Genomic DNA, 19,221 nt, shown 5'->3' on the forward strand with positions numbered 1-19,221 from the left:
CAAGCGTTATTTCTTGTAGTTGATGCGCCAGAGGTCCTGCCAATCCTGGCGCGCGTCCCAATCGCTCTGGGCCGACGCCGAGTCGTAGGGGAAGATCTGGTCCAGCGCCTTGCCGATGCCCGAGGGCTCGTCGTCGGGCAGCTTGGCGTCGCTGTTGGTCGACATCTTGCCGTCGGCCGCCTGCGGGGCGATGCCTTCCTCGGTCATCAGATAGTGGATGAACAGCTTGGAGGCGTTCGGGCTGTCGGTGCCCTTGGCGATGAAGCCGAGGCTCGGATACATCCAGCCGGCGAAGGGTTTGAGGTCCGTGCACAGGCCAAGCTTGGAGCCGACATCCTGGTTGTTGCGGAACTTGGCCGAGCTGATCAGGCCGATGAACTGCTCCTGCTGGTCGGGCGCGCCAACCGCCTGTGCGGCGGCCTCGTCGGCATCGGTGAGCAGCGGGCCGTTGGCGGCCAGCGCCTTTACCCAAGCGGCGGTTGCGCCTGCCTCGTCGGTCACCAGATCCTTGCCATATTGTTCTTTATAGGCCGCGGCCACCTTGTCGTCGGCATTGGTCGCCATCTGGTTGAACCAGTCGACATAGGACGCCTTGTTGAGCGGGTCCTGCATGGCGAGCTTGCCTTTCCACTTGGCCTCCGTCAGCTCCCAGATGTTCTTGACCGGGCAGCTTTCGTTGAGCTGGGTGTTGTAGGCAAAGACATTGGCCTCGTTGGAGACGGTCAGCGGATTCTGGTACTGCGCCGGGATCTTGTCGGCGAGATCTGGCGGCAGCCAGCTCTCGACGAAGCCCTGCGGCACCAACTGCGCCACGCCGGCCGGCACGTCGCTGATCTGGATGACGTCGCCCTGCACGTTCTTGGCCTGACCTTCGCGGATCACCATTTCCAGCTGGGCTGCGGCATTGGCCTTGGTGCCGGTCGCCTGCACGCCATACTTCTTTGTGAAGGCCTCGGCCTGCTTCACGATCTTGCCGGTGCTCGAATAGACGTTGATTGGCGGCTCCTTCTTTGCCGCCTCGATCAGCGCGTTGAGGTCGAATTTTTCCTGGGCCTGTGCCGCGCCGGCAAACAGGCCGGCAACGACGCCGAGTGCCGTCGCAGCCAGGAGCCGTTTCAGATCGAAATGTCTGCTCATCTTTTCCTCCCTCTGTTGGGCCAGCTCCATGCCGGCCGTCTCGTTTCCCGATAGTCCTGCTTCACTCCCGGCGGGCGGTCCTCCACCGCCCGCGGAATCTCTTCAGTGCACCTTCGCCGGCCGCGTCAGCCGGTCGGCTGCCTCCATGCGGTTGCCGGCCTTGTCGAAGACGTGCAGCGCCTTGGGCTTGGTCCACCAAGTCACCGCCTCGCCCACCTCGATCTCCGGCGACTGGTGCGTGGTCATGAACAGCTTCTCGCCTGATGCCGTCAGCTCGATGATCCAGCTGCCGCCGGTGGGCAGGATGCCTGTCACCTCCGCCTGGCCAGAAAGCGCCCCCTCGGCCACGCCACGCTCGGCGTCGGCGAGGCGAATGGCTTCCGGCCGGATGCCAATGGAGCCGGCATCGCGCAGTTCGGCAAAGCGCGAGCCGAGATAGGCATTGGCAAGCCGCGACACCTCCGACCTGCCATTGCCGAGTTCAGCGATGTTGATCGGCGGATTGCCGACGAACTGCGCCACGAAGCGGTTGGCCGGCCGGTCGTAGATATCGTTGGGCGTACCGACCTGCTGCAGCTGGCCCTCGCTCATGACGGCGATGGTGGTGGCAAGCGTCATTGCCTCCCACTGGTCGTGGGTGACGAACACGATCGTCGTCTTGAATTCGGCATGCAGGCGCTTGAGCTCGGCGCGCATCTCGAGCCTGAGTGCAGCGTCGAGGTTCGACAGCGGTTCGTCGAGCAACAGCACTTCCGGGTTGACCGCCAGCATGCGGGCCAGCGCCACGCGCTGCTGCTGCCCGCCCGACAATTGCGAGGGATAGCGGTCGCGATATTTCTCGATGCCGAGCGTCTTCATCACCTGGTCGACACGCGCCTCGCGCTCGGCCTTGGGCATCTTGCGCAGGCGCAGGCCAAAATCGGTGTTGCGCTCGATGGTCAGGTGCGGCCACAGCGCGTAGCTCTGGAACACCAGCCCCATTTCGCGCCGCTCCGGCGGCACGAACACGCCCTCGACGACCGAGTCGACGACGCGCGGGCCGACGCGGATTTCTCCCGCCGTCAGGTGCTCCAGCCCGGCGATCATGCGCAGTGTCGTGGTCTTGCCGCAGCCGGATGGTCCCAGCAGGCACATGAATTCGCCGTCGCCGATTTCGAGGTCGAGATCGGCAACCGCATTGGCGCCGTTGCCCCCGTAGTTTTTCTCGACGCCGCTCAGATTGATCTTCGGCATGTCAGTTCCCCAGTCCTTGGGCGAGATTGGTCTTGGTCAGCTTCTGGCCGAGCAGCGCGCCGAAATAGGCGAGGCCGGCAATGATGAGCACGACGGCGTTGGCGGCCTGCGTGTAGTGGTAGTCGACGAGCCGGAGCGAATAGGTGGTCAGCACATCGGTCGACGGAACCGCCAGCACCACGAACAGGCTGAGGCCCTTGATGCCCGAGATGAAGGGCAGCAGGATGCCAGTCGTCAGCGACCCTTTCTGGATCGGGATGACGATGGAGATCATGCGCCGGAACCAGCCGGCGCCGGCGATCTGGGCTGCCTCCTCCGGCTCCTTGCCGAGCTGCGTCATGGCGGCGATGCCGGCGCGCGAGGCATAGGGCATCTGGTCGGCGATCAGCGCCAGCATCAGGATGAGCGTCGTGCCATAGAGAGCAGGGATCGGTCCGCGCGGCACGGCAAACAGCGAGAGATATGCGGCCGCAAAGGCGATGCCCGGAACCAGGTAGGGCAGGAACGTCACCTGGCGCAGGAAGGTGCCGAGCGGCTTCACCGGGGTACGCGCCACGACATAACCGACCAACAGGCCGAGGATACCAGAGGTAATGGAGGCGACGCCGACGATGCGCAGGCTGTTCCAGGCCGCGTTCCACAGGTCGGGGCTCAGCAGGATGCCGGTCTGCAACGCAACCGTATTGAGGTTGGTGCCGATCCAGTAGTCGAGCGTGAAATTGTCGAGGTTGAACTGGCCGGGCACCCGCATCACCGTCGACAGGAACAGGGTACCGATCGGCACGCCGACGCTGAGCACGAACATCAGCGCCGCAAACCCGGTTGCCGGCAGCCTGAGGATGCCGAGCGGGTTCAGCCGGTTCATCGAACCCTTGGAGCCGATGGTGACGAAGCGGCGCGCTTCCCGCATCAGCCGGGCGTCGATGGTGATGGTGATGATGCCGATCAGCATGATCGCGCCGGCCAGCACCGCACCCACGCCAACCTGGCGCGACGAGATGTTCTGGTAGAGCGAGGTCGCCAGCACATCGAAATTGACCGGCAGGCCGAGCACATAAGGCACGCCGAACTCGCCGAGGCACTTGGCGAAGATCAGCACCATCGCCGACATCAGCGACGGGCGCATCAGCGGCATGATGATCTTGCTGGCCACCGTCAGCCTGCTCGCCCCCAGAATGCGAGCCGAGTCCTCGAGCTGCGAGTCGAAGCGGCGCAGCGCGTTGCCGAAGAGCAGTATGACGAAGGGCGAATAATGCAGCGCCAGGATGATGGCCACAGGCATCTGGCCGTAGGACAGCCAGTCGGGTGGCGTGAAGCCGATCGATTCCATCCAACCCGGCTGGCCACCGACGGTGCGGTTCTTGAACAGCGTCGTCCATGCCAGCGCGAAGGTCCAGGCCGGCAGCATGTAGGGCACTATGAGGGCTGTGGCGAACCAGCGGCGACCGAACATGTCGGTGCGGCTGAGCAGCCAGGCGAGCACGCCGCCGACAAGCATCGACAGCGCAATGGCGCCTGCCGCCACGCTCAGCGTGTTGACCAGCGGCTCCCAGAACAGGTCATGCGAGATGCGCGAGAGGAAGACGCGGTCGACATAGTACCAGGTCAGCTCACCGACATCCTGCTTGATACGGCGCTCGTCACCGAACTGAACCCGCATCGCGTCCGACAGCATCGAAATGATCGGCACCACGATGAGATAGGCAAACAGCGCAGCGGCCAGCAGTCCGATGGTCGTCGTCGGCTCGCGCAGCGCCACCTTCAAACGATAGCGCAAGCGCTGGGTCTTCGTCGGTGCGGCGAGCCGGGCTGCGATAGGCCTTTGGCCCATGGCTGCAGCCTTGGCAGATGTCTGGACACGACCGCTCACGAGCCGCCCCTCCGCGGCACACGGCCTCCGGCCGGGCCGGAGCCATGGCCGCAGCTGCTGTCCGTCGGACGCGCAGCCAGGCCTTCATGCGATGGCACGAACATGCATTCTCCTCCACTGGGCGCCTGCGACGTGCTGGCCGGGCATCGTCCCCTGGCCACCTCGTTTTCAGGCACGCCCGCCCTCCTCCGGGCAGACCGGCACATCTCTGTGCCTGTTGGCATATTCATTCCATCCGCGGCACGTTCGTGTCAATTGGATTCTTCAAGTTTTTGCACAGCCGTGCAAATCATCTTAATTTGCTTGAAATCCATGGTTTTTAGCAACGACGCCGCAATCCAGACCGGCGATGCAGCATGGATTCAAGGAATTTTGTGCACTGCCGTGCAATTCGCCATTCCCGGTCTTCTTTCAGGCAACAAAAAGCCCGCCCGGGGAACGGCGCGACGGCCGACCCTGGGCGGGCTTTGAAGCTCCAGCCGAATGACCGGCGAGCCTACTTGACGATCTGAATGCTGGTGTTCGAGGGGCCGAAAGCCTCGACCAATTCGTAGAAGTCTGCGGCATTGTCGGGGTGCAGGCGCACACAGCCATGCGACGCCGGGCGACCGAGGCGGCTGATCTGGTTCGTCGCATGCACGGCATAGCCGCCGTTAAAGAACACCGAATGCGGCATCGGCGCGTTGTCGTACTTTTTCGAGTACCACATCTCGTGCATGCGCGTCGGCTTGAACGAACCCTTCGGCGTGACGTAGCCGCGTCCGGCGGTCGACACCTTCCAGACATAGGTCGTGCGCCCGTCGATGATGACATGCATGCGCTGCTCGCCGATCGACACCCGCGCCACGATCTTGTTGGCAGCCTGTGCCGCCCCCTCTCCAGCCGCCACCACAAGGGCAGTGCCTGCCGCCGCAACGGCGATGATGTTGATAAGCTTTCTCTTCAGTTCGGTGTTCATGTCATCCCCCTTCGAAGCCGGCCGCGCCGGCGGAAATACGTTTCGGAATGGGGAGGCTTTTGCCAAAGCCGTGTTTCGGCAATATTTCGGTTCGTTAACTTTTGTGTTTCTTATGTGTTTCGCATTTCAAAAGGCCTGTTTCAGATTTTATTGAGAGCCGCTGCCTTTCCTCGCCGGCAAAGTCCACTCCGACAGCGTCGGCGTCAGGTACCCGCATTCCGCTTCGCGCCTTATCTAGCTGAATCAAAAGCACAAGCGGCGCACCGTCGAGGAAACCGTACTGAAACATTCAGAATCATGAAACCGCATCCGGCGGCATCTTCCCGATACAGCCGGCCGGCACATTCGCTCTCGACGAAACGAACGTTGCGAATGCTGGATGGGAGCGAGACGATTGGCGGCACGATGGTTCCTGCGGGTGGGCATCGCCACGGCGATACTGACAGGGATCGGAATGCTGGCCGACCGTGACGACGCTTCAGCCGCACGCTGGTTGTCGAAGCAGGGCATGGCTTCGGCACCAGGCGGCATCCATCTCTCGCAACAACCTTGTTCGTCGCAATTCTGCGCACCCGCCGGGTCCATGGGCGTGGGTGCCCGGCTTCAGGCCGGGCGGCGGTGAGCAGAACCCCCGCGCGCTTGTCGCCGCGGGTCCGAGTACCCGCGTCGCCTATGGCAGGTCAGGCGACGCGGGTGTCTCGGAGTGCCAGTTTGTTGGAAACCGAGACGGGAACAGGCCCGACGATCATGAAGACACAATTCGCAGCATCGGTGCTTTCGGCGCTTCTGTACGCCCAGGGTTTGCTGGGGTTTGCAGCCGTTGCAACAATCCTCCTCAAGGACCACGCGCATGCCGAGATGCGCGTGGAAGTGCCGGCTACCCCCGTGCCGGCAAGCTGACGCCTTGTCCGCCTGCACAAACTCAGGTCTGGCTGTCAGCGGGTCCCGCTTCCTTGCCCGCCGCCTTGGTCGGCGGGTCGAAACGGTAGCCCGAGCCTCGGATCGTGGTGATGCTTTCGGTATCGAGCTTGCGACGCAGGCGCACGATACGCGAGTCGATGGAGCGGTCGAAGGCATCGGCGCTCTCGGCAGGCGCCGCGGCCATGATGTCGTCCCTGGTCAGCACTTTGCGCGGCTGCGACAGGAACAGCTTGAGCAGAGCGATCTGGCCGGGCGACAGCTGCTCTTCCTCGCCCGAGGCGTGCATGACCAGCGCCGAGCGCAGGTCGACCGTCGAATTCTCCAGCACCACCAATTCTTGCGTGCCGCGTCCCCGGCGCGCGAGGAGGCCGCCGATGCGCGCGGCGAGTTCTCTCACATTGAGAGGGCTCTCCACGACATCGGCGGCGCCCAATTCCAGAGCCAACACCTTGTCGACCAGTTCGGCGGGGCGGCATATCAGGATGAAGCACGGGCCTTTCTCGCCGCTGAACCTGCGCAGCAGATCCCGACCTTCGGCCGGCGTCAGGCCGTCGCCGACCACCACCACGTCGATGCCCTTGGCCGACAGCAGCGACTCCGCCTCCCACAGCCGCTTGGCCACACGCACATCGTGGCCGCGCCTGTCGAGATGCTCGGCAAGGTCGGAGGCTATTACCTCCGCTATGGCGACGAGTGCGACGATCGATCTTCCAGCCATGTCTCTGTCCGTAGCACGAGCGAAATCGCGACCATTGCCTGCCGGCGAGGGCTGCGCGGCGCCTGCCGTGGCAAGAAGATGCCCAGGGATGCGCTCGGCCGGGGATGGGTTCCCAGTCGTGTCTCCCGAAGCTTCAAATCGCCCCTAACGAGGCAGGACGCCATTGGCAACTGCCCACCCGAAATGATCGCTGGACATCATGTTTATACCCAATCTACTTTCCGCAGGTAGCGGAGGCGAGGCCAAACTGCGAGCCCGGATAGTCATTGTCGAAGACGAACCCGATCTGCGGGACGCCGTCGCCGAGTATCTCGGCGCGAACGGCTTCGATGTGACCGCAGTCGAGGGCGCAGCTGCCCTTCGCGCGCTCATCGAAACCGAAGCATTTCATCTTGCGATACTTGATATCGCCATGCCGGGCGAGGACGGCCTTTCGCTCGGCCGCTGGCTGCGTGGCCGAATGCCGATAGGCATCATCTACGCCACCGCCGCGGGCACTGCGCTCGACCGTATCGTCGGCCTCGAGATCGGCGCCGACGACTACCTGGTCAAGCCTTACGAGTTGCGCGAGCTGCTCGCCCGCGTGCGCAGCGTACTCCGCCGCGTTCCGCAGCCCGACAGCATCAAGCAGGCGCAGCTCGCAGCCCAGCCGCCACGCCGCACCATCGCCTTCGGCGCCTTTCAGGCCGATCTCGACGGCCGGCTCGTCACCGGCAATGGCGGTGCCATCCTTGACATGGCCAAGAGCGAATTCGACATGCTCGAGGTCTTCCTCACCCGGCCCAACCGGCTGCTCAGCCGCACCACCATCTCCGAGGCGATCGGCTTTGCCGAAGACCCGGAATCGTCGCGCGCTGTCGACATCCGCATCATGCGGCTGAGGAAGAAGATCGAGGACGACCCGGCAAACCCGAAATTTCTGCGCACCGTGCGTGGCGAAGGCTATATCTTCTCCCTGCCCGGCAGCGAAAGCTACTGACGCATCGCGCCCTCGTCGGAAACCGTTATGGCCTTGTTGACCGTCTCACGCACCGACCAGCAGTCGGGCACGCCGAGCCCCACTGTCGCGGCTGGCCAGATCGTGCGCCATCTCCGGCAGGCGCAGGACTGGCAGCAGGATATCGACCAGATTCTCGAGCGCTTGGGACGTGCCTTCGGCGGCCATCGCACCATCCTGTTCAGGCTGCGCGATGTCCCCGGCCAGGGCTTCGCACAGTCCATCTCTGCCTATTGGGTCGACCAGAGGATCGACAAGGTCGCAGCACCGCCAACAACCATCAACCAGGCAATCGTCGATTCCGACCCACTGCTCGAGCGCCTCGCCGAGGAGGGCCGCCAAGGCAAGATCTTCATCGGCCACACACGCGACCTTGCCGGCTTCCTGCGCAAGGATTTCGACAAGCAGCACATCAAGTCGTTCCTGTCGGTCTCGGTCTCGGCCCACGGCCATCTCTGGGGCACGCTTGCCGTCAATGACTGCGTCGTCGAGCGCAACTGGTCCGACGACGACATCGCTGCCCTTGAGATCATCGCCGCCGCCCTCGGCGACGCCATCGAGCGCTCGCTGTCGGAGTATCATGTCAGCGAAATCATCCGCCGCACCATGCTGCAGTCGTCGCTCGATGCCATCATGGTCGTCGACGAGACAGGCTCGATCATCGAGTTCAATCCGGCCGCCGAGAAGATGTATGGCTGGACCCGCGACGAGGTGCTCGGCAAGGACCTGCTCGACACCGTCATCCCTGCTTATTACCGCAAGGGATACGCCAACGGCGCCGAATACATGACCGGCCGCGGCGCACCGATGGTCGGCCAGCGCATGGAGACCGTGACCCAGAATGCCACTGGCGAAATCATCCCCATCGAGCTCACCGCCAACGAGATGCGGCTCGCCGACCGCAGGCTGATCTTCGGCTCGATCCGTGACCTCCGGGAAAAGCACCGCGCCGAAGAAGAGATCAACCGCCAGCGCGAGAAGTTGCACCAGAACGAAAAGATGGCGGCGATGGGTTCGCTGCTCGCCGGCGTCTCGCACGAGCTCAACAACCCGCTCGCCGTGGTCGTCGCCCAGTCCACCCTGCTGCATGAATTTGCCACCGATGCGCAAACCAAGATGCGCGCCGAAAAGGTGCGCGCCGCCGCCGAACGCTGCGGCCGTATCGTCAAGAGCTTCCTCGGCATGGTGCGCCTGCATCCGACGACGCGGTCGGAAACCGATCTCAACCACGTCGTCCGTGCCGCCCTCGAGGTCACCGCCTACGGCGCCCGCTCCAGCGGCATCAGCATCGACACCGACTTTGTCGAAGGCCCGCTCATGGTGCTGGCCGACGCCGACCACATGACCCAGGTCGCAGCCAACTTCCTGGTCAACAGCCAGCATGCACTCGCCGGCGCCGTGGATGAGCGCCGCATCTGTGTCCGTACCTTCCGCAATGCCGATGGCAGCGCCGGCTTCTCGGTCGAAGATTCAGGCCCCGGCATCGCCGAGAGCATCCGCGACAGGATCTTCGAGTCCTACTTCACCACCAAGCCGATCGGCGTCGGCACCGGCATCGGCCTGTCGATCTCCAAGTCGATCGTCGATCGCCACAACGGCAAGGTCTGGTTCGAGCCGGTCACGCCGCAGGGCGCACGCTTCGTCGTCGAGCTGCCGCCCATCAAGGGCAGCCATGGCATCGTCGCCGAGGCAGCGCCGAAATCGAGTGGCCTGCGCCATGCCGTCATCATCGACGACGAACCCGACGTCGCCGGCTCGCTCTCCGACATCCTTGAACTGATGGGCGTCAAGGCGCGCATCGTCTGGTCGTGGACGTCGGTCGCCGACGCGCTCGGCAGCCAGCCCGTCGACATCATCTTCTCCGACCTGCGCATGCCGGACCGCAGCGGCATCTCTATCTTCCGCGAGATCGTCAGCGAGCGGCCGGAAATGGCCCAGCGCTTCGTGCTCGTCACCGGCGACCTGATCGGCGCCAAGGCCGAGATCGAACAGCTGCCGCCGATGCTCAAGCCGCACATCCTCGAAAAGCCGTTCAGCACCTTCGACGTGCGCAGCGCGCTGAGTGCCGTCAGCGAGCAGGCATCCGACCTCTGAGACAGGCTTCCGTCACTGCGCGGTGTAACCGCCGTCGATGACCAGCTCTGTCCCAGTGACGAAGCTCGCTTCGTCGGAAGCGAGATAGAGCACGCCATAGGCGACATCGTCGGGTTCGCCGACGCGGCCAAGCGGTGTCAGCTCGATCGCCTTGTTGCCCTCGCCGCTTGCCGCCAGCTTGTCGAGCGCCCCTGACGACATCGGCGTGCGGATCCAGCCGGGGCACACCGAATTGACGCGGATGCCGTAGCGCTCCTTTGCGCAATGCAGCGCCGCCGACTTGGTGAACAGCTTCACCCCGCCCTTGCTCGCCACATAGGCCGCAGTCGAGGGGCTGCCGACAATGCCCATGGTCGACGAGAAATTGACGATCGAGCCGCCCTGCCCGGTCTTGCGCATCGCCTCGATACCGAACTTGGTGCCGAGGAACACACCTTCCATGTTCACCGACATGACCTTGCGCCAATCATCGAGGCTGAGCTGTTCGACCGAGCCGAAAGGTGCGCCGACACCCGCATTGTTGACCAGGATGTGCAGTCCGCCGAACACATCATGCGTTCGTTCGATGATTGCCTTCCAACCCGTCTCCGATGTCACGTCATGGGCGACGTAGAGACTGCGTCCGCCGGCGGCCTCGATGCCGGCGGCGACTGCCTCGCCCTTTTCGCGCTGCAGGTCGCTGACCACGACTGCCGCGCCCTGGCGCGCCAGAAGCCGCGCCGTCGCCTCGCCCATGCCGGATGCAGCACCTGTGACGATGGCGATCTTTCCTGCGACGCGACCCATGACGAATTCCTCCCGGTTTTGCCACCAGCGTCGCCTGCCATCAGGAACAGCGGCATCGTCGGAAGGGACTAGCGGCCGGACGCCTCGGCACAAAAAAAGGCCCCGTGGCCGAGACCACGGGGCAGGTACGCGCTGGAAGGATGTAGGGCGCGGCAGGGAACGCGGTGACCGGGCGGACCGGCGTCTAAAAGATGTTCGGGGTGGTGTGAACCGGCCCGGCGCTGGCGATCAGCCGCACCTTGCGTGGCGCACGTATCCCTGAATCTTCGGCAATGGCGTCGAGGCAGACCTCGCTTTCGACACCCCAGGCCTGCCCGCGGCAGGCGATGTCGGCTTCCTTGAGCGGCAGGCGGTCGGTCTTCTCGGTCGTCATCACTCCATCGACGACACGGTGGTCCGACCCCATCGAGGCAAAAGCCGGGCCACTGGTCGGCGCCAGTGCCATCGACGACAGCGAGGCAACGACGAACACCGAGAACATGGCCATCGGGTGCTCGTTGGCACGCTGGCGAATGGCGATGCGCGGCCGGCGATAGATGCGCGAGCGCGGCTGGAACTGGCGGTCGACTTTCTGGACTTTCCTGGAACCGATCATGGCAATTTTGCCTTTTCGTTAAAATTCATTCCCTTGTTGAAATGAAACTAACCGAAACATGTAACGACATGATGCTGACCGATGTCAACTCATGAAACAACAAATAATCCGCATAAACAGTCAATATGACTGCCAAATTGGTCACAAAGTTACGCAAAATCAGTCAACTCTGTCGAAATCCTGCCGCAAAACGGGAGGAGCAAAAGCTTCCCTTTGGTAACAAGAGCCGCCCATGTCGCAATAATTCGAACCAAACGAAAGGCCGATGCAGTCACCTGCATCGGCCTCGGCATGAATGGTTCTGTTGGTCTGTGGCGTTCAGCCGTTCAGCACATCCGCCCATTCGGGATGGCGACGGAACTGCGCCGCGGCAAAGGGGCAGAGCGGGATGATCTTCTTGCCGGCCGCACGTGCGTCTTCAACTGCCCGCGTCACCAGCCGCAATCCTGCCCCCTGGCCACGGAATGCGTCGGGCACCTCGGTATGGTCGATGATGAACAGATGATCGCTGATGGTCGTATAGGTCATCTCGGCCTCCGCCCCGCCGGCACCGCGTATGACGTAGCGTCCTTTGGTGCCGCGATCCTCAAGCTCGATGACAGGAAGTTCTTCGGTCATTGCCCCTGCTCCTTGGTTGCGAAGAACCGCTTCGCGGCTTCGATTTCGTTGGGGCGCACCTCGTGGCCACCCCCGTGCCATTCCAGCCTGACGTCGGCGCCGGCGTCCCGCAAATAGGCGTTGAGCCGGCTCGTCAGTTCGGGCGGACAGATCGGGTCGCGCCGCCCGGCGGTGATCAGCACCCGCCGCCCCGAAAGGCTGCCATTGATCTCGGGTGCGAACGGGATCAGCGGATGCATCAGCGCCGTTGCATCGAACTGCTCGGGTGCCGCAAACAGCACCGAGGCCAGGATGTTGGCGCCGTTGGAGTAGCCAAGCGCATGGACCGCCGACGGCTTTGCCTCCTTGACATGCGCCTTGACGAAGCCGGCCATCTTGACCGTCGCCCTGATGAGATCGTCCATGTCGTAGACACCCTCGCCGGTGCGGCGGAAGAAACGCGCCGCCCCCATTTCGGATACGTCGCCGCGGGGCGACACGACAGTCGCCCCCGGCACCAGCTCCCGGGCAAAGCCGAGCAGCTGGTTTTCATCGCCGCCGGTGCCGTGAAAGGCAAAGACCAGCGGTCCCCCGGGTTCCCCCGGCAGCACCTTGTGGATGTACGCGTCCTTGCTCATCGGTCCTCCTCAGTCGCCCAGCGGCTGCAGGGTCTTTTCAAGATAATCGCGCAGATGCGCATGCTGCGACGGCAACTTCAGCGCCTCGCCGAGATGGGCGGTGTCCTCGTCGCGGTCGAAGCCGGGTTCGTTGGTCGCGATCTCGAACAGCACGCCGCCGGGGGTACGGAAGTAGATCGCCCAGAAGTAGTCACGGTCGATGACCGGCGTCACCTGGTAGCCCGTCTCCATCAGCGCCTTGCGCACCTCGAGCTGCTTGGCCCGGTTCTCCACCGCAAAGGCAATGTGATGGACCGAACCGGCACCCAGGCCTGCAAAGGAAGCACCCGGCAGCGTCTCGATATCGATGAAATCGGCACCGTTGCCGTCCTTCACCGCCAGGCGCTTGACGTTGCCCGAGGTGTCGACCTCCTCATAGCCCATAAACTTCAGGAGCTCTTCGGTGGCACCGCCATCGCGCAGCCTCAGCGAGGCCGAGTGAAAGCCGCGGATCGCCTCGTCGTTGGCGACGCCGCCCTTGACCCACGGCGTGCGCTTGCCGCCCTCGGCCTCGACCAGTGCGAAACCGTCACCGTCGGGACCGGCAAAGCTCAGGCGCTTCTCGCCGAATTTCTCATCGCGGGCCAGGCCAGTGACGCCCTGGTCGGCGAAGCGCTGCTCCCAGAAGGGCAGCGTGCCCTCGGGTACGGAGAACACGGTTGTGCCAACCTCGCCGACGCCCGGGCGGCCTTTGCCGATGTCGGAGAACGGGAAGTAGGTCATGACGGAACCCGGCGTGCCCAACTCGTCTGCGTAATAGAGATGATAAACGTCCGGCGCGTCGAAATTGACCGTCTTCTTGACCCGGCGCAGGCCGAGCTTGTGGGTGAAGAACTGGTTGTTCTCGGCCGCATCCCTGGCCATCGAGGTCACGTGGTGCAGGCCCTTGATCTGGTTGAGCATCGTCTCGCTCCTTTCGCTAGCCGCGGCCCTTGCCGCTCTGTTGGGCTGAATATGGGCGCATCGATTGTTGCGGCATAGTGGCCGGTCGCAGAATGGTCCGTTCACAAAAATCGAACAATAAAAGCGAATTCGTTCACACTTTTTGGCATGACCGATCGCTGCATGAAGACGCTTGCACGGCACCGTGAATCCGGCTTCCTTGGCCGCGATTTCAATTGCGGGGGGCGAGCTTGGCAAACAGGGGCGGACGACCGAACATTCTTCTCATCACCTGCGACCAGTGGCGCGGCGACAGCCTGTCGACGGTCGGCCACCCCGTGGTGAAGACGCCCCACGCCGATGCACTCGCCCGCGAAGGCGTCACCTTCAGGCGCCACTATGCCGGCACCGCGCCCTGCTCGCCGGCACGCGCCTGCCTCTACACCGGCCTCTACCAGATGAACAATCGCGTCTGTCGCAATGGCTCGCCGCTGGATGACAGGCACGACAACATCGCCCGCGCCGCCCGCCGTGTCGGCTACGACCCGACGCTGTTCGGCTACACCGACGTCTCGCCCGACCCGCGCGGCCGCGCTGCAGGCGACCCGTTCCTGCGCACCTATGAAGGCGTGCTGCCCGGTTTCACCACCCGCCAGCTGTTGCCCGAACACCAGAAGGCCTGGCTGTCCTGGCTCGCCGCGCGCGGCATCGACTCCAGTGCCGGCTTTCCCGATGTCCATAAGCCGGCAAATGCCGATGCGTCGGAGGTCAGCAACGCGGTTCCTGTCTATTCAAAGGATGAGACCCCGACCGCTTTCCTGGCCGGCGAGTTCCTGCGTTGGCTTTCCGAGCAGGACGAAGGCCAGCCCTGGTTCGCCCATGTCTCCTTCCTCAGTCCGCATCCGCCCTTCATCGTGCCCGAGCCGTTCAACACTATGTACGAGCCGTCGGAGGGCCCGGCATATGATCGCGCCACGAGCCTCGAGGCCGAAAAGGCGAGCCACCCGTTCCTCGCCTATCACCTAGAGCATCACCAGAACAAATCGAGCTTCATCCCCGGCGCTACAGGCAAGGTCGGCGACTGGAGCGAGCAGGAATTTCGCAAGATCCGCGCCCTCTATTACGGCATGATCTCGGAGGTCGATTCCCAGCTCGGCCGCATCTGGCAAGGCATCCGCGACAATGGCGCCTGGGAGGACACCATCGTCATCCTCACGTCCGACCACGCCGAGATGATGGGCGACCACTTTATGCTCGGCAAGGGCGGCTGGTTCGACGGCAGCTACCACATCCCGCTGATCATCAAGGCCCCCGGCCACGCGCTGGCCTCGGGCTCCGCGGTCGACCGCTTCACCAGCGCGGTCGACATCATGCCAACCCTGCTCGACCTCATCGGCGGCAAGGCACCGCATCTCGACGGCCAGTCGCTCAAGCCATTCCTCGAAAGCCACGAGCCCGAAATCTGGCGCAACGCCGCCTTTTGGGAATACGACTTCCGCTCGGTCGCCGAAGGCACGACAGAGGCCCATTTCGGGCTTGACTCACGCTCGCTCAACTTGGCTGTCATCCGCACCGAAAAGGTCAAGTATATACATTTCGGCGGTGGCCTCCCGCCGCTGCTCTACGATCTCGTCAATGATCCCGGCGAGACCAACAACCTTGCCGACGATCCGGCATGGCTGCCTGTCAGGCTCGAATTCGCCGAGCGGCTGCTAGCCCATCGCGCCCGGCATCTCGACCAGTCGTTGGCATTGTCGGAACTGGCCGAGGCCGGCGCCGTCGGCCATTTCGCCCGGCTGCCCTAGGCCTACCTCCAAACGAAAAGCCCGCGCCGAAGCGCGGGCTTTCCTACACGATACGCCTGGTCTTACTGAACCATGATCAGGCGCTGCTCATCACGCTTCTCGGACCAGCTGCCGGCGTCGTAGGCCGGCTGCTTCTCGAGCTGGTCCTTGGTGAAGGTGGTGTAGAGATACTTGTTGCCTTCGGTGTCGACGAGGAAGGCGAGGTTGTCGCTACCGATGGCCACCTTCTTCTCGCCCATGCCAAGGAAGCCGCCGACATCGATGACATAGGCGTCGATCTTGCCATCGGCAGTCAGCAGGATGTCGCCGATCTTACCGATGCGGGCATCGTCGGTGCCATACACCGCCGCACCGACCATCTCCTCGGCGCGCATGTCGGCCGCAGGTAAGTCCTTCAGCGTAGACTTGTCGATCGCCGCCGTCTTGGTCGGATCGGTCGCGGTCGCATCAGGGGTGACTGGAGCGGGTGTCGTCTGCTCTGCCGTCACCGGCGGCTTCGCTTCCGGCGTCACCGGCGCCTGTGCCGTCTGGTCGGCCATCGGGGCGGGCTCGGTCGCCGCAGTCGGCGCCGGGGCCGGATCATATGCGCGGCGATCGAAGTCGGGCATCGCCTGCAGTTGCTCCTTGGTCGTCGCCATCACCAGCCAGCGGTCACCGTTCTTCTCGGCCCAGTCGAACTCCTTGTACGGCAGGACGACGTTCTTCTGGCCAAGGCCGAGGAAACCGCCGACACCAATCACCAACTGGTCGGCCGTACCGTCGGCGGCGAGCACGATGTCGTTGACGCTGCCGATATTCTCGGCGTCATTGCCCGAGCCGTTATAGACCTTCTCGCCGATGATGTTGGTGGCGAGATAGCCGTCAGCGTGGGGAATGACAGCAGGAGCCGACGGCGTCGCTTCCATTGGTGCCGCTGGTGCGGGCGCCGGTGCCGGAGTGGTCGTGTCCTGCGCCATCGCGCCGGTGGAAATCAGGGCGGCGAGGGCCGTCGTAGCCAAGAGATTGCGGATCATGTACTCTCTCCTCGTGCGTGTTCTTCATGCATATGCCGCGCCTCGACCGGTTCTTCGCGGGATGGGTCCGGCGCGGCTCCTACGGGGTCACAACGTCGTGATCCCCCGGGGGTTCCGATCTTTTTCACCTTCGATCTTGCAGATGAAAGCCGGATACGGCTTGGTGGACGCGCAGTGCATTTCGAAAAACATCATTATACAACAATATCTTAACTCGGCATTGTCGCCGTCAGAGAGATTGCCGCAGCAAGCAGCAACCCGGAGATCAGCATCAGCAGCAGATGTCGTCCTCGGCCGCCCTGGCGGGCGTTTCGAGCTGAAAAGTCCTGGTCATGACAATGTTTCCTCGTTGATAGTCATGGGGCCAAGGTGAGCCTGCCGGCATGGTGCCAGTTTGTCCGGCCAAGGCTTTTCAACTTGGATATAGGCGGCTAGTTTTCTGCGACTGAGGGGTAGCCGTGCAGGACAACGAGACCGTCGCAGCTCACAAGGCCGACAGCGAACGCGTGGAACCGCGCGACGCCGCCAACGCCCCTGCGGCGCAGCTCAAGATGCCGGCCGACGCAGATTTCGACCGCCTGACCGCCCTTGCCGCCGCAGCCAGCCGCTCGCCCGCAGCCCTGCTTGCCTTGGCGGAGGGTGAGGGCTTGGCCGTCAGGTCGCGGTTCGGTGTCGAGGCCACGACAGCACAAGATGTGCTCCGGCAGATTGAGAACGTTGCCGACACGCCCGCCCCGGACACCGCCAGGCTGCCGTTTCATTTCGAGCTTCCGATCCTCGTGTCGGGCACTCAGGTAGGCAAGCTCGTCGTTTTCAGTTCCGAACCGCGGTCGGACCTCGACGCGGACGAGATCGGATACCTGACGTCACTGGCAGCGCTCGCAGCCAGCCTGATCGCGCTGCGCGACCGCTCACATGCCGGCGCACGTGCCGAGGCGGCGCTCGTCCACGCCGAAACCCGCCGCGCTATCGCCCTTGAGGCTGCCGCGCTGGCGAGCTGGGTGTGGAACCCGCGCAGCGGCTCCATCGAATGCGACGCGCTGCTGCCGCAACTCTTCAACCTGCCGGCGGCAACCCGTATGCGGGCACGCGACGTGCTCGTCGCCATCGACCGCCGCGACATCGGCAAGACGCGCGCGCTGTTTCAGGAAGCGCTGGCCGGCAGCGACGACTACTCAGGCGAGTACCGTATCAGAGGCATCGACCCGCCGCGCTGGCTCGCCGCCCGCGGCCGCGTTGTCGAGCGCGATGCCAGCGGAAAGCCGACGCTGGTCTTCGGCGTCAACTACGACATCACCGAACGCCGGGCGACGGAGGAGCGTCAGCGCTTCCTGCTGCGCGAACTCAACCACCGCGTCAAGAACACGCTCGCCACCGTGCAGGCACTGGCAACGCAGACGGTGCGCCATGCCCGCGAGCCACGCGAGTTCCTTGACGCCTTCAGCGAACGCCTGCGCGCGCTCGGTCTGGCCCATGGCCTTCTGTCGGAGCATGAATGGCGCGGCATCGGCATCCGCGAACTCACCCGCGTCGAGCTGACGCCCTTCGACGAAGCCGATGCGCCACGCATCGCCATCCTCGGCCAGGATGCGCTGCTGACACCCGACCAGGCACTCGGCCTCGCCCTGATCCTGCATGAGCTCGCCAGCAACGCATTGAAATACGGGGCCCTGTCGGTACCCGCAGGTCGGGTTTCCGTCGCCTGGATCATCCAGGGCGGCGCCGACGGCAAACGGTTGGTGCTCGACTGGACCGAAAGTGGCGGGCCTGTCGTCACCCCGCCAAGCCGTCACGGCTTCGGCTCGATCCTCATCCGCCGCAGCCTGGCCAAGGTCATTTCAAGCGAAGTCAGGCACGAATATCTGCCCGAGGGCGTCCGCGCCCGCATCTCCATGCCCTTCGGCCAGCCGGCCGGGCACTGACACAAGACTCTGGAGCAGACGCCGGAAGCGACTGCTCGGCAAAGCGAGATTGGCGAAAGATTGGAAGAAGGCGCGACCGGCGTCAGACCTGCACCATGCCAGCGTGGCAACCGGCCAACAGCACACCCGACAAGCCAGAGGCCTAGTCGCCCGCCACGCCGTCGCTGTCGTCTGGCTTGCGGTTTTCGCGATAGATCGCATAGGCGGCAAGCGCCACGACCGGACCGAGGACAGCGCCGATGCCGCCCTTGCTCCTCAGCAATGTCGGCAAGGCAGCCAGCACGGCGGATGTGCCAAGTGCCGCAAGGTCGGCGCGGCGACGTCGCCTGTCTTCCCTGACGCGCGCCGCCAACGCCAGTCTGTGCACAAGCAGGATTACAGCTGCCAGTACGAGAAAGCCGATGCCGAAGCCGATCGCTGCCTCCAGCGTCCCATAACGTCGGCCCGCCCAAACGAAGGCAGCCCCGACAAGAAACCCCACCCCGCACAGGCCCAGCAGAGCTGCTGACATATAGGCGATCACCGCACCGCGGGCGCGGCGCATCCCGTAGCCAATCTCGCTCGATGCGATGGATGCAATCAGAGATGCCAGCATGGGTCCCCCGAACCGGCCGCTCAGCGCCGCGCCAGAAGCGCGACGAGGAAGCCGACGCCGGCCGCGATTGCGAGCGACGTCACTGGCTTCTCGCGCACCGCTGCCATCAATTGATCCTCGAGATCCCGGGCCGTGGCGCCGATGCTCTCCAGGGCAGCGTCGCCCTGGACCTTCAATTGCTCGGCGCCCTGGCTTGCAGCGCGCCGCGCCGCGTCGTAGCCATGCTCGCCGGTCAGTGCCAGCTGCTTGGTCAGCGCTTCGATATCGGCCTTCAATTGCTTGATGTCGGCTTCGAGGTCAGGGGCCGTCTTGGTCCCGTTTCCTTGCTTTCCAGCGGCAGCAGCCATGGTCTTGCTCCTTCAGTTCAACGGAGGCGAAACGCCTCGTGCGCATGTCGGTTCCGTCGATTTTCCAAAGCATC

At 64.0% G+C, this 19,221-nt stretch carries 18 protein-coding genes; 5 read left to right on the forward strand and 13 right to left on the reverse strand.

Annotated features, from left to right (window positions below; translation table 11 throughout):
• Positions 1 to 6: 6 nt before the first annotated feature.
• The 4 genes from B015_RS0121540 to B015_RS0121555 form a co-directional block, all read right to left on the reverse strand.
• Entirely contained in the window at positions 7 to 1,137 is a 1,131-nt protein-coding gene (locus B015_RS0121540; protein ID WP_026227569.1) for an ABC transporter substrate-binding protein, read from the reverse strand.
• Between the two features lie 102 nt (positions 1,138 to 1,239).
• A complete protein-coding gene (locus B015_RS0121545) occupies positions 1,240 to 2,370 on the reverse strand; it encodes an ABC transporter ATP-binding protein (RefSeq protein ID WP_018429811.1) in 1,131 nt (376 codons plus the stop codon).
• 1 nt (position 2,371) lies between these two features.
• Positions 2,372 to 4,201, reverse strand: a complete 1,830-nt coding sequence (locus B015_RS0121550; protein ID WP_018429812.1) for an iron ABC transporter permease — start codon at positions 4,199 to 4,201, stop codon at positions 2,372 to 2,374.
• Between the two features lie 535 nt (positions 4,202 to 4,736).
• Positions 4,737 to 5,198 (reverse strand): L,D-transpeptidase, encoded by a 462-nt coding sequence (locus tag B015_RS0121555; protein WP_018429813.1) that lies wholly within the window; start codon positions 5,196 to 5,198, stop codon positions 4,737 to 4,739.
• A 747-nt stretch (positions 5,199 to 5,945) separates the two neighbouring features.
• Between B015_RS0121555 and B015_RS33640 the strand changes: the two genes are divergently transcribed.
• Positions 5,946 to 6,098: a hypothetical protein gene (locus B015_RS33640; RefSeq protein WP_085941129.1), complete on the forward strand. Its 153-nt coding sequence runs from the start codon at positions 5,946 to 5,948 to the stop codon at positions 6,096 to 6,098.
• 22 nt (positions 6,099 to 6,120) lie between these two features.
• Here the strand turns inward: B015_RS33640 and B015_RS0121570 are convergent, their stop codons facing one another.
• A complete protein-coding gene (locus tag B015_RS0121570; protein ID WP_018429816.1) occupies positions 6,121 to 6,837 on the reverse strand; it encodes a response regulator transcription factor in 717 nt (238 codons plus the stop codon).
• 199 nt (positions 6,838 to 7,036) lie between these two features.
• On the opposite strand from B015_RS0121570, the gene B015_RS0121575 reads away from it, so the two are divergent.
• Positions 7,037 to 7,816 (forward strand): response regulator transcription factor, encoded by a 780-nt coding sequence (locus B015_RS0121575; protein ID WP_198292870.1) that lies wholly within the window; start codon positions 7,037 to 7,039, stop codon positions 7,814 to 7,816.
• 27 nt (positions 7,817 to 7,843) lie between these two features.
• Positions 7,844 to 9,928, forward strand: coding sequence for a PAS domain S-box protein (locus tag B015_RS0121580; protein ID WP_018429819.1), 2,085 nt, complete (start codon positions 7,844 to 7,846; stop codon positions 9,926 to 9,928).
• Between the two features lie 12 nt (positions 9,929 to 9,940).
• On the opposite strand, the gene B015_RS0121585 is transcribed toward B015_RS0121580, so the two are convergent.
• From B015_RS0121585 to B015_RS0121605, 5 genes are all read right to left on the reverse strand, one after another.
• Positions 9,941 to 10,714 carry a glucose 1-dehydrogenase gene (locus B015_RS0121585; RefSeq protein WP_018429820.1) on the reverse strand — a complete coding sequence of 258 codons (774 nt, stop codon included), beginning with the start codon at positions 10,712 to 10,714 and terminating at the stop codon, positions 9,941 to 9,943.
• A 184-nt stretch (positions 10,715 to 10,898) separates the two neighbouring features.
• Positions 10,899 to 11,309, reverse strand: a complete 411-nt coding sequence (locus tag B015_RS0121590) for a hypothetical protein (RefSeq protein ID WP_018429821.1) — start codon at positions 11,307 to 11,309, stop codon at positions 10,899 to 10,901.
• 318 nt (positions 11,310 to 11,627) lie between these two features.
• A complete protein-coding gene (locus tag B015_RS0121595; RefSeq protein WP_018429822.1) occupies positions 11,628 to 11,927 on the reverse strand; it encodes a GNAT family N-acetyltransferase in 300 nt (99 codons plus the stop codon).
• Complete coding sequence (locus B015_RS0121600; protein ID WP_018429823.1) at positions 11,924 to 12,544, reverse strand: alpha/beta hydrolase; 621 nt, start codon at positions 12,542 to 12,544, stop codon at positions 11,924 to 11,926. The genes B015_RS0121595 and B015_RS0121600 overlap by 4 nt, the downstream gene beginning before the upstream one ends.
• A gap of 9 nt (positions 12,545 to 12,553) precedes the next feature.
• Positions 12,554 to 13,486: a VOC family protein gene (locus B015_RS0121605; protein WP_018429824.1), complete on the reverse strand. Its 933-nt coding sequence runs from the start codon at positions 13,484 to 13,486 to the stop codon at positions 12,554 to 12,556.
• Between the two features lie 230 nt (positions 13,487 to 13,716).
• Here B015_RS0121605 and B015_RS0121610 point away from each other — a divergent pair, with 230 nt between their 5' ends.
• Positions 13,717 to 15,270: an alkaline phosphatase family protein gene (locus B015_RS0121610; RefSeq protein ID WP_018429825.1), complete on the forward strand. Its 1,554-nt coding sequence runs from the start codon at positions 13,717 to 13,719 to the stop codon at positions 15,268 to 15,270.
• A 62-nt stretch (positions 15,271 to 15,332) separates the two neighbouring features.
• Here B015_RS0121610 and B015_RS0121615 read toward each other — a convergent pair whose 3' ends face one another.
• Positions 15,333 to 16,283, reverse strand: coding sequence for a PRC-barrel domain-containing protein (locus B015_RS0121615; RefSeq protein WP_018429826.1), 951 nt, complete (start codon positions 16,281 to 16,283; stop codon positions 15,333 to 15,335).
• Positions 16,284 to 16,741: 458 nt separating this feature from the next.
• Between B015_RS0121615 and B015_RS0121625 the strand changes: the two genes are divergently transcribed.
• Positions 16,742 to 18,205, forward strand: a complete 1,464-nt coding sequence (locus B015_RS0121625) for an HWE histidine kinase domain-containing protein (protein ID WP_018429828.1) — start codon at positions 16,742 to 16,744, stop codon at positions 18,203 to 18,205.
• A gap of 142 nt (positions 18,206 to 18,347) precedes the next feature.
• Here the strand turns inward: B015_RS0121625 and B015_RS0121630 are convergent, their stop codons facing one another.
• Positions 18,348 to 18,800 (reverse strand): hypothetical protein, encoded by a 453-nt coding sequence (locus B015_RS0121630; protein ID WP_018429829.1) that lies wholly within the window; start codon positions 18,798 to 18,800, stop codon positions 18,348 to 18,350.
• A 20-nt stretch (positions 18,801 to 18,820) separates the two neighbouring features.
• Complete coding sequence (locus B015_RS0121635; RefSeq protein WP_018429830.1) at positions 18,821 to 19,147, reverse strand: DUF883 family protein; 327 nt, start codon at positions 19,145 to 19,147, stop codon at positions 18,821 to 18,823.
• Between the last annotated feature and the right edge of the window lie 74 nt (positions 19,148 to 19,221).

Origin of the sequence: Hoeflea sp. 108 (assembly GCF_000372965.1) — a bacterium.
GTDB lineage: Bacteria > Pseudomonadota > Alphaproteobacteria > Rhizobiales > Rhizobiaceae > Aminobacter.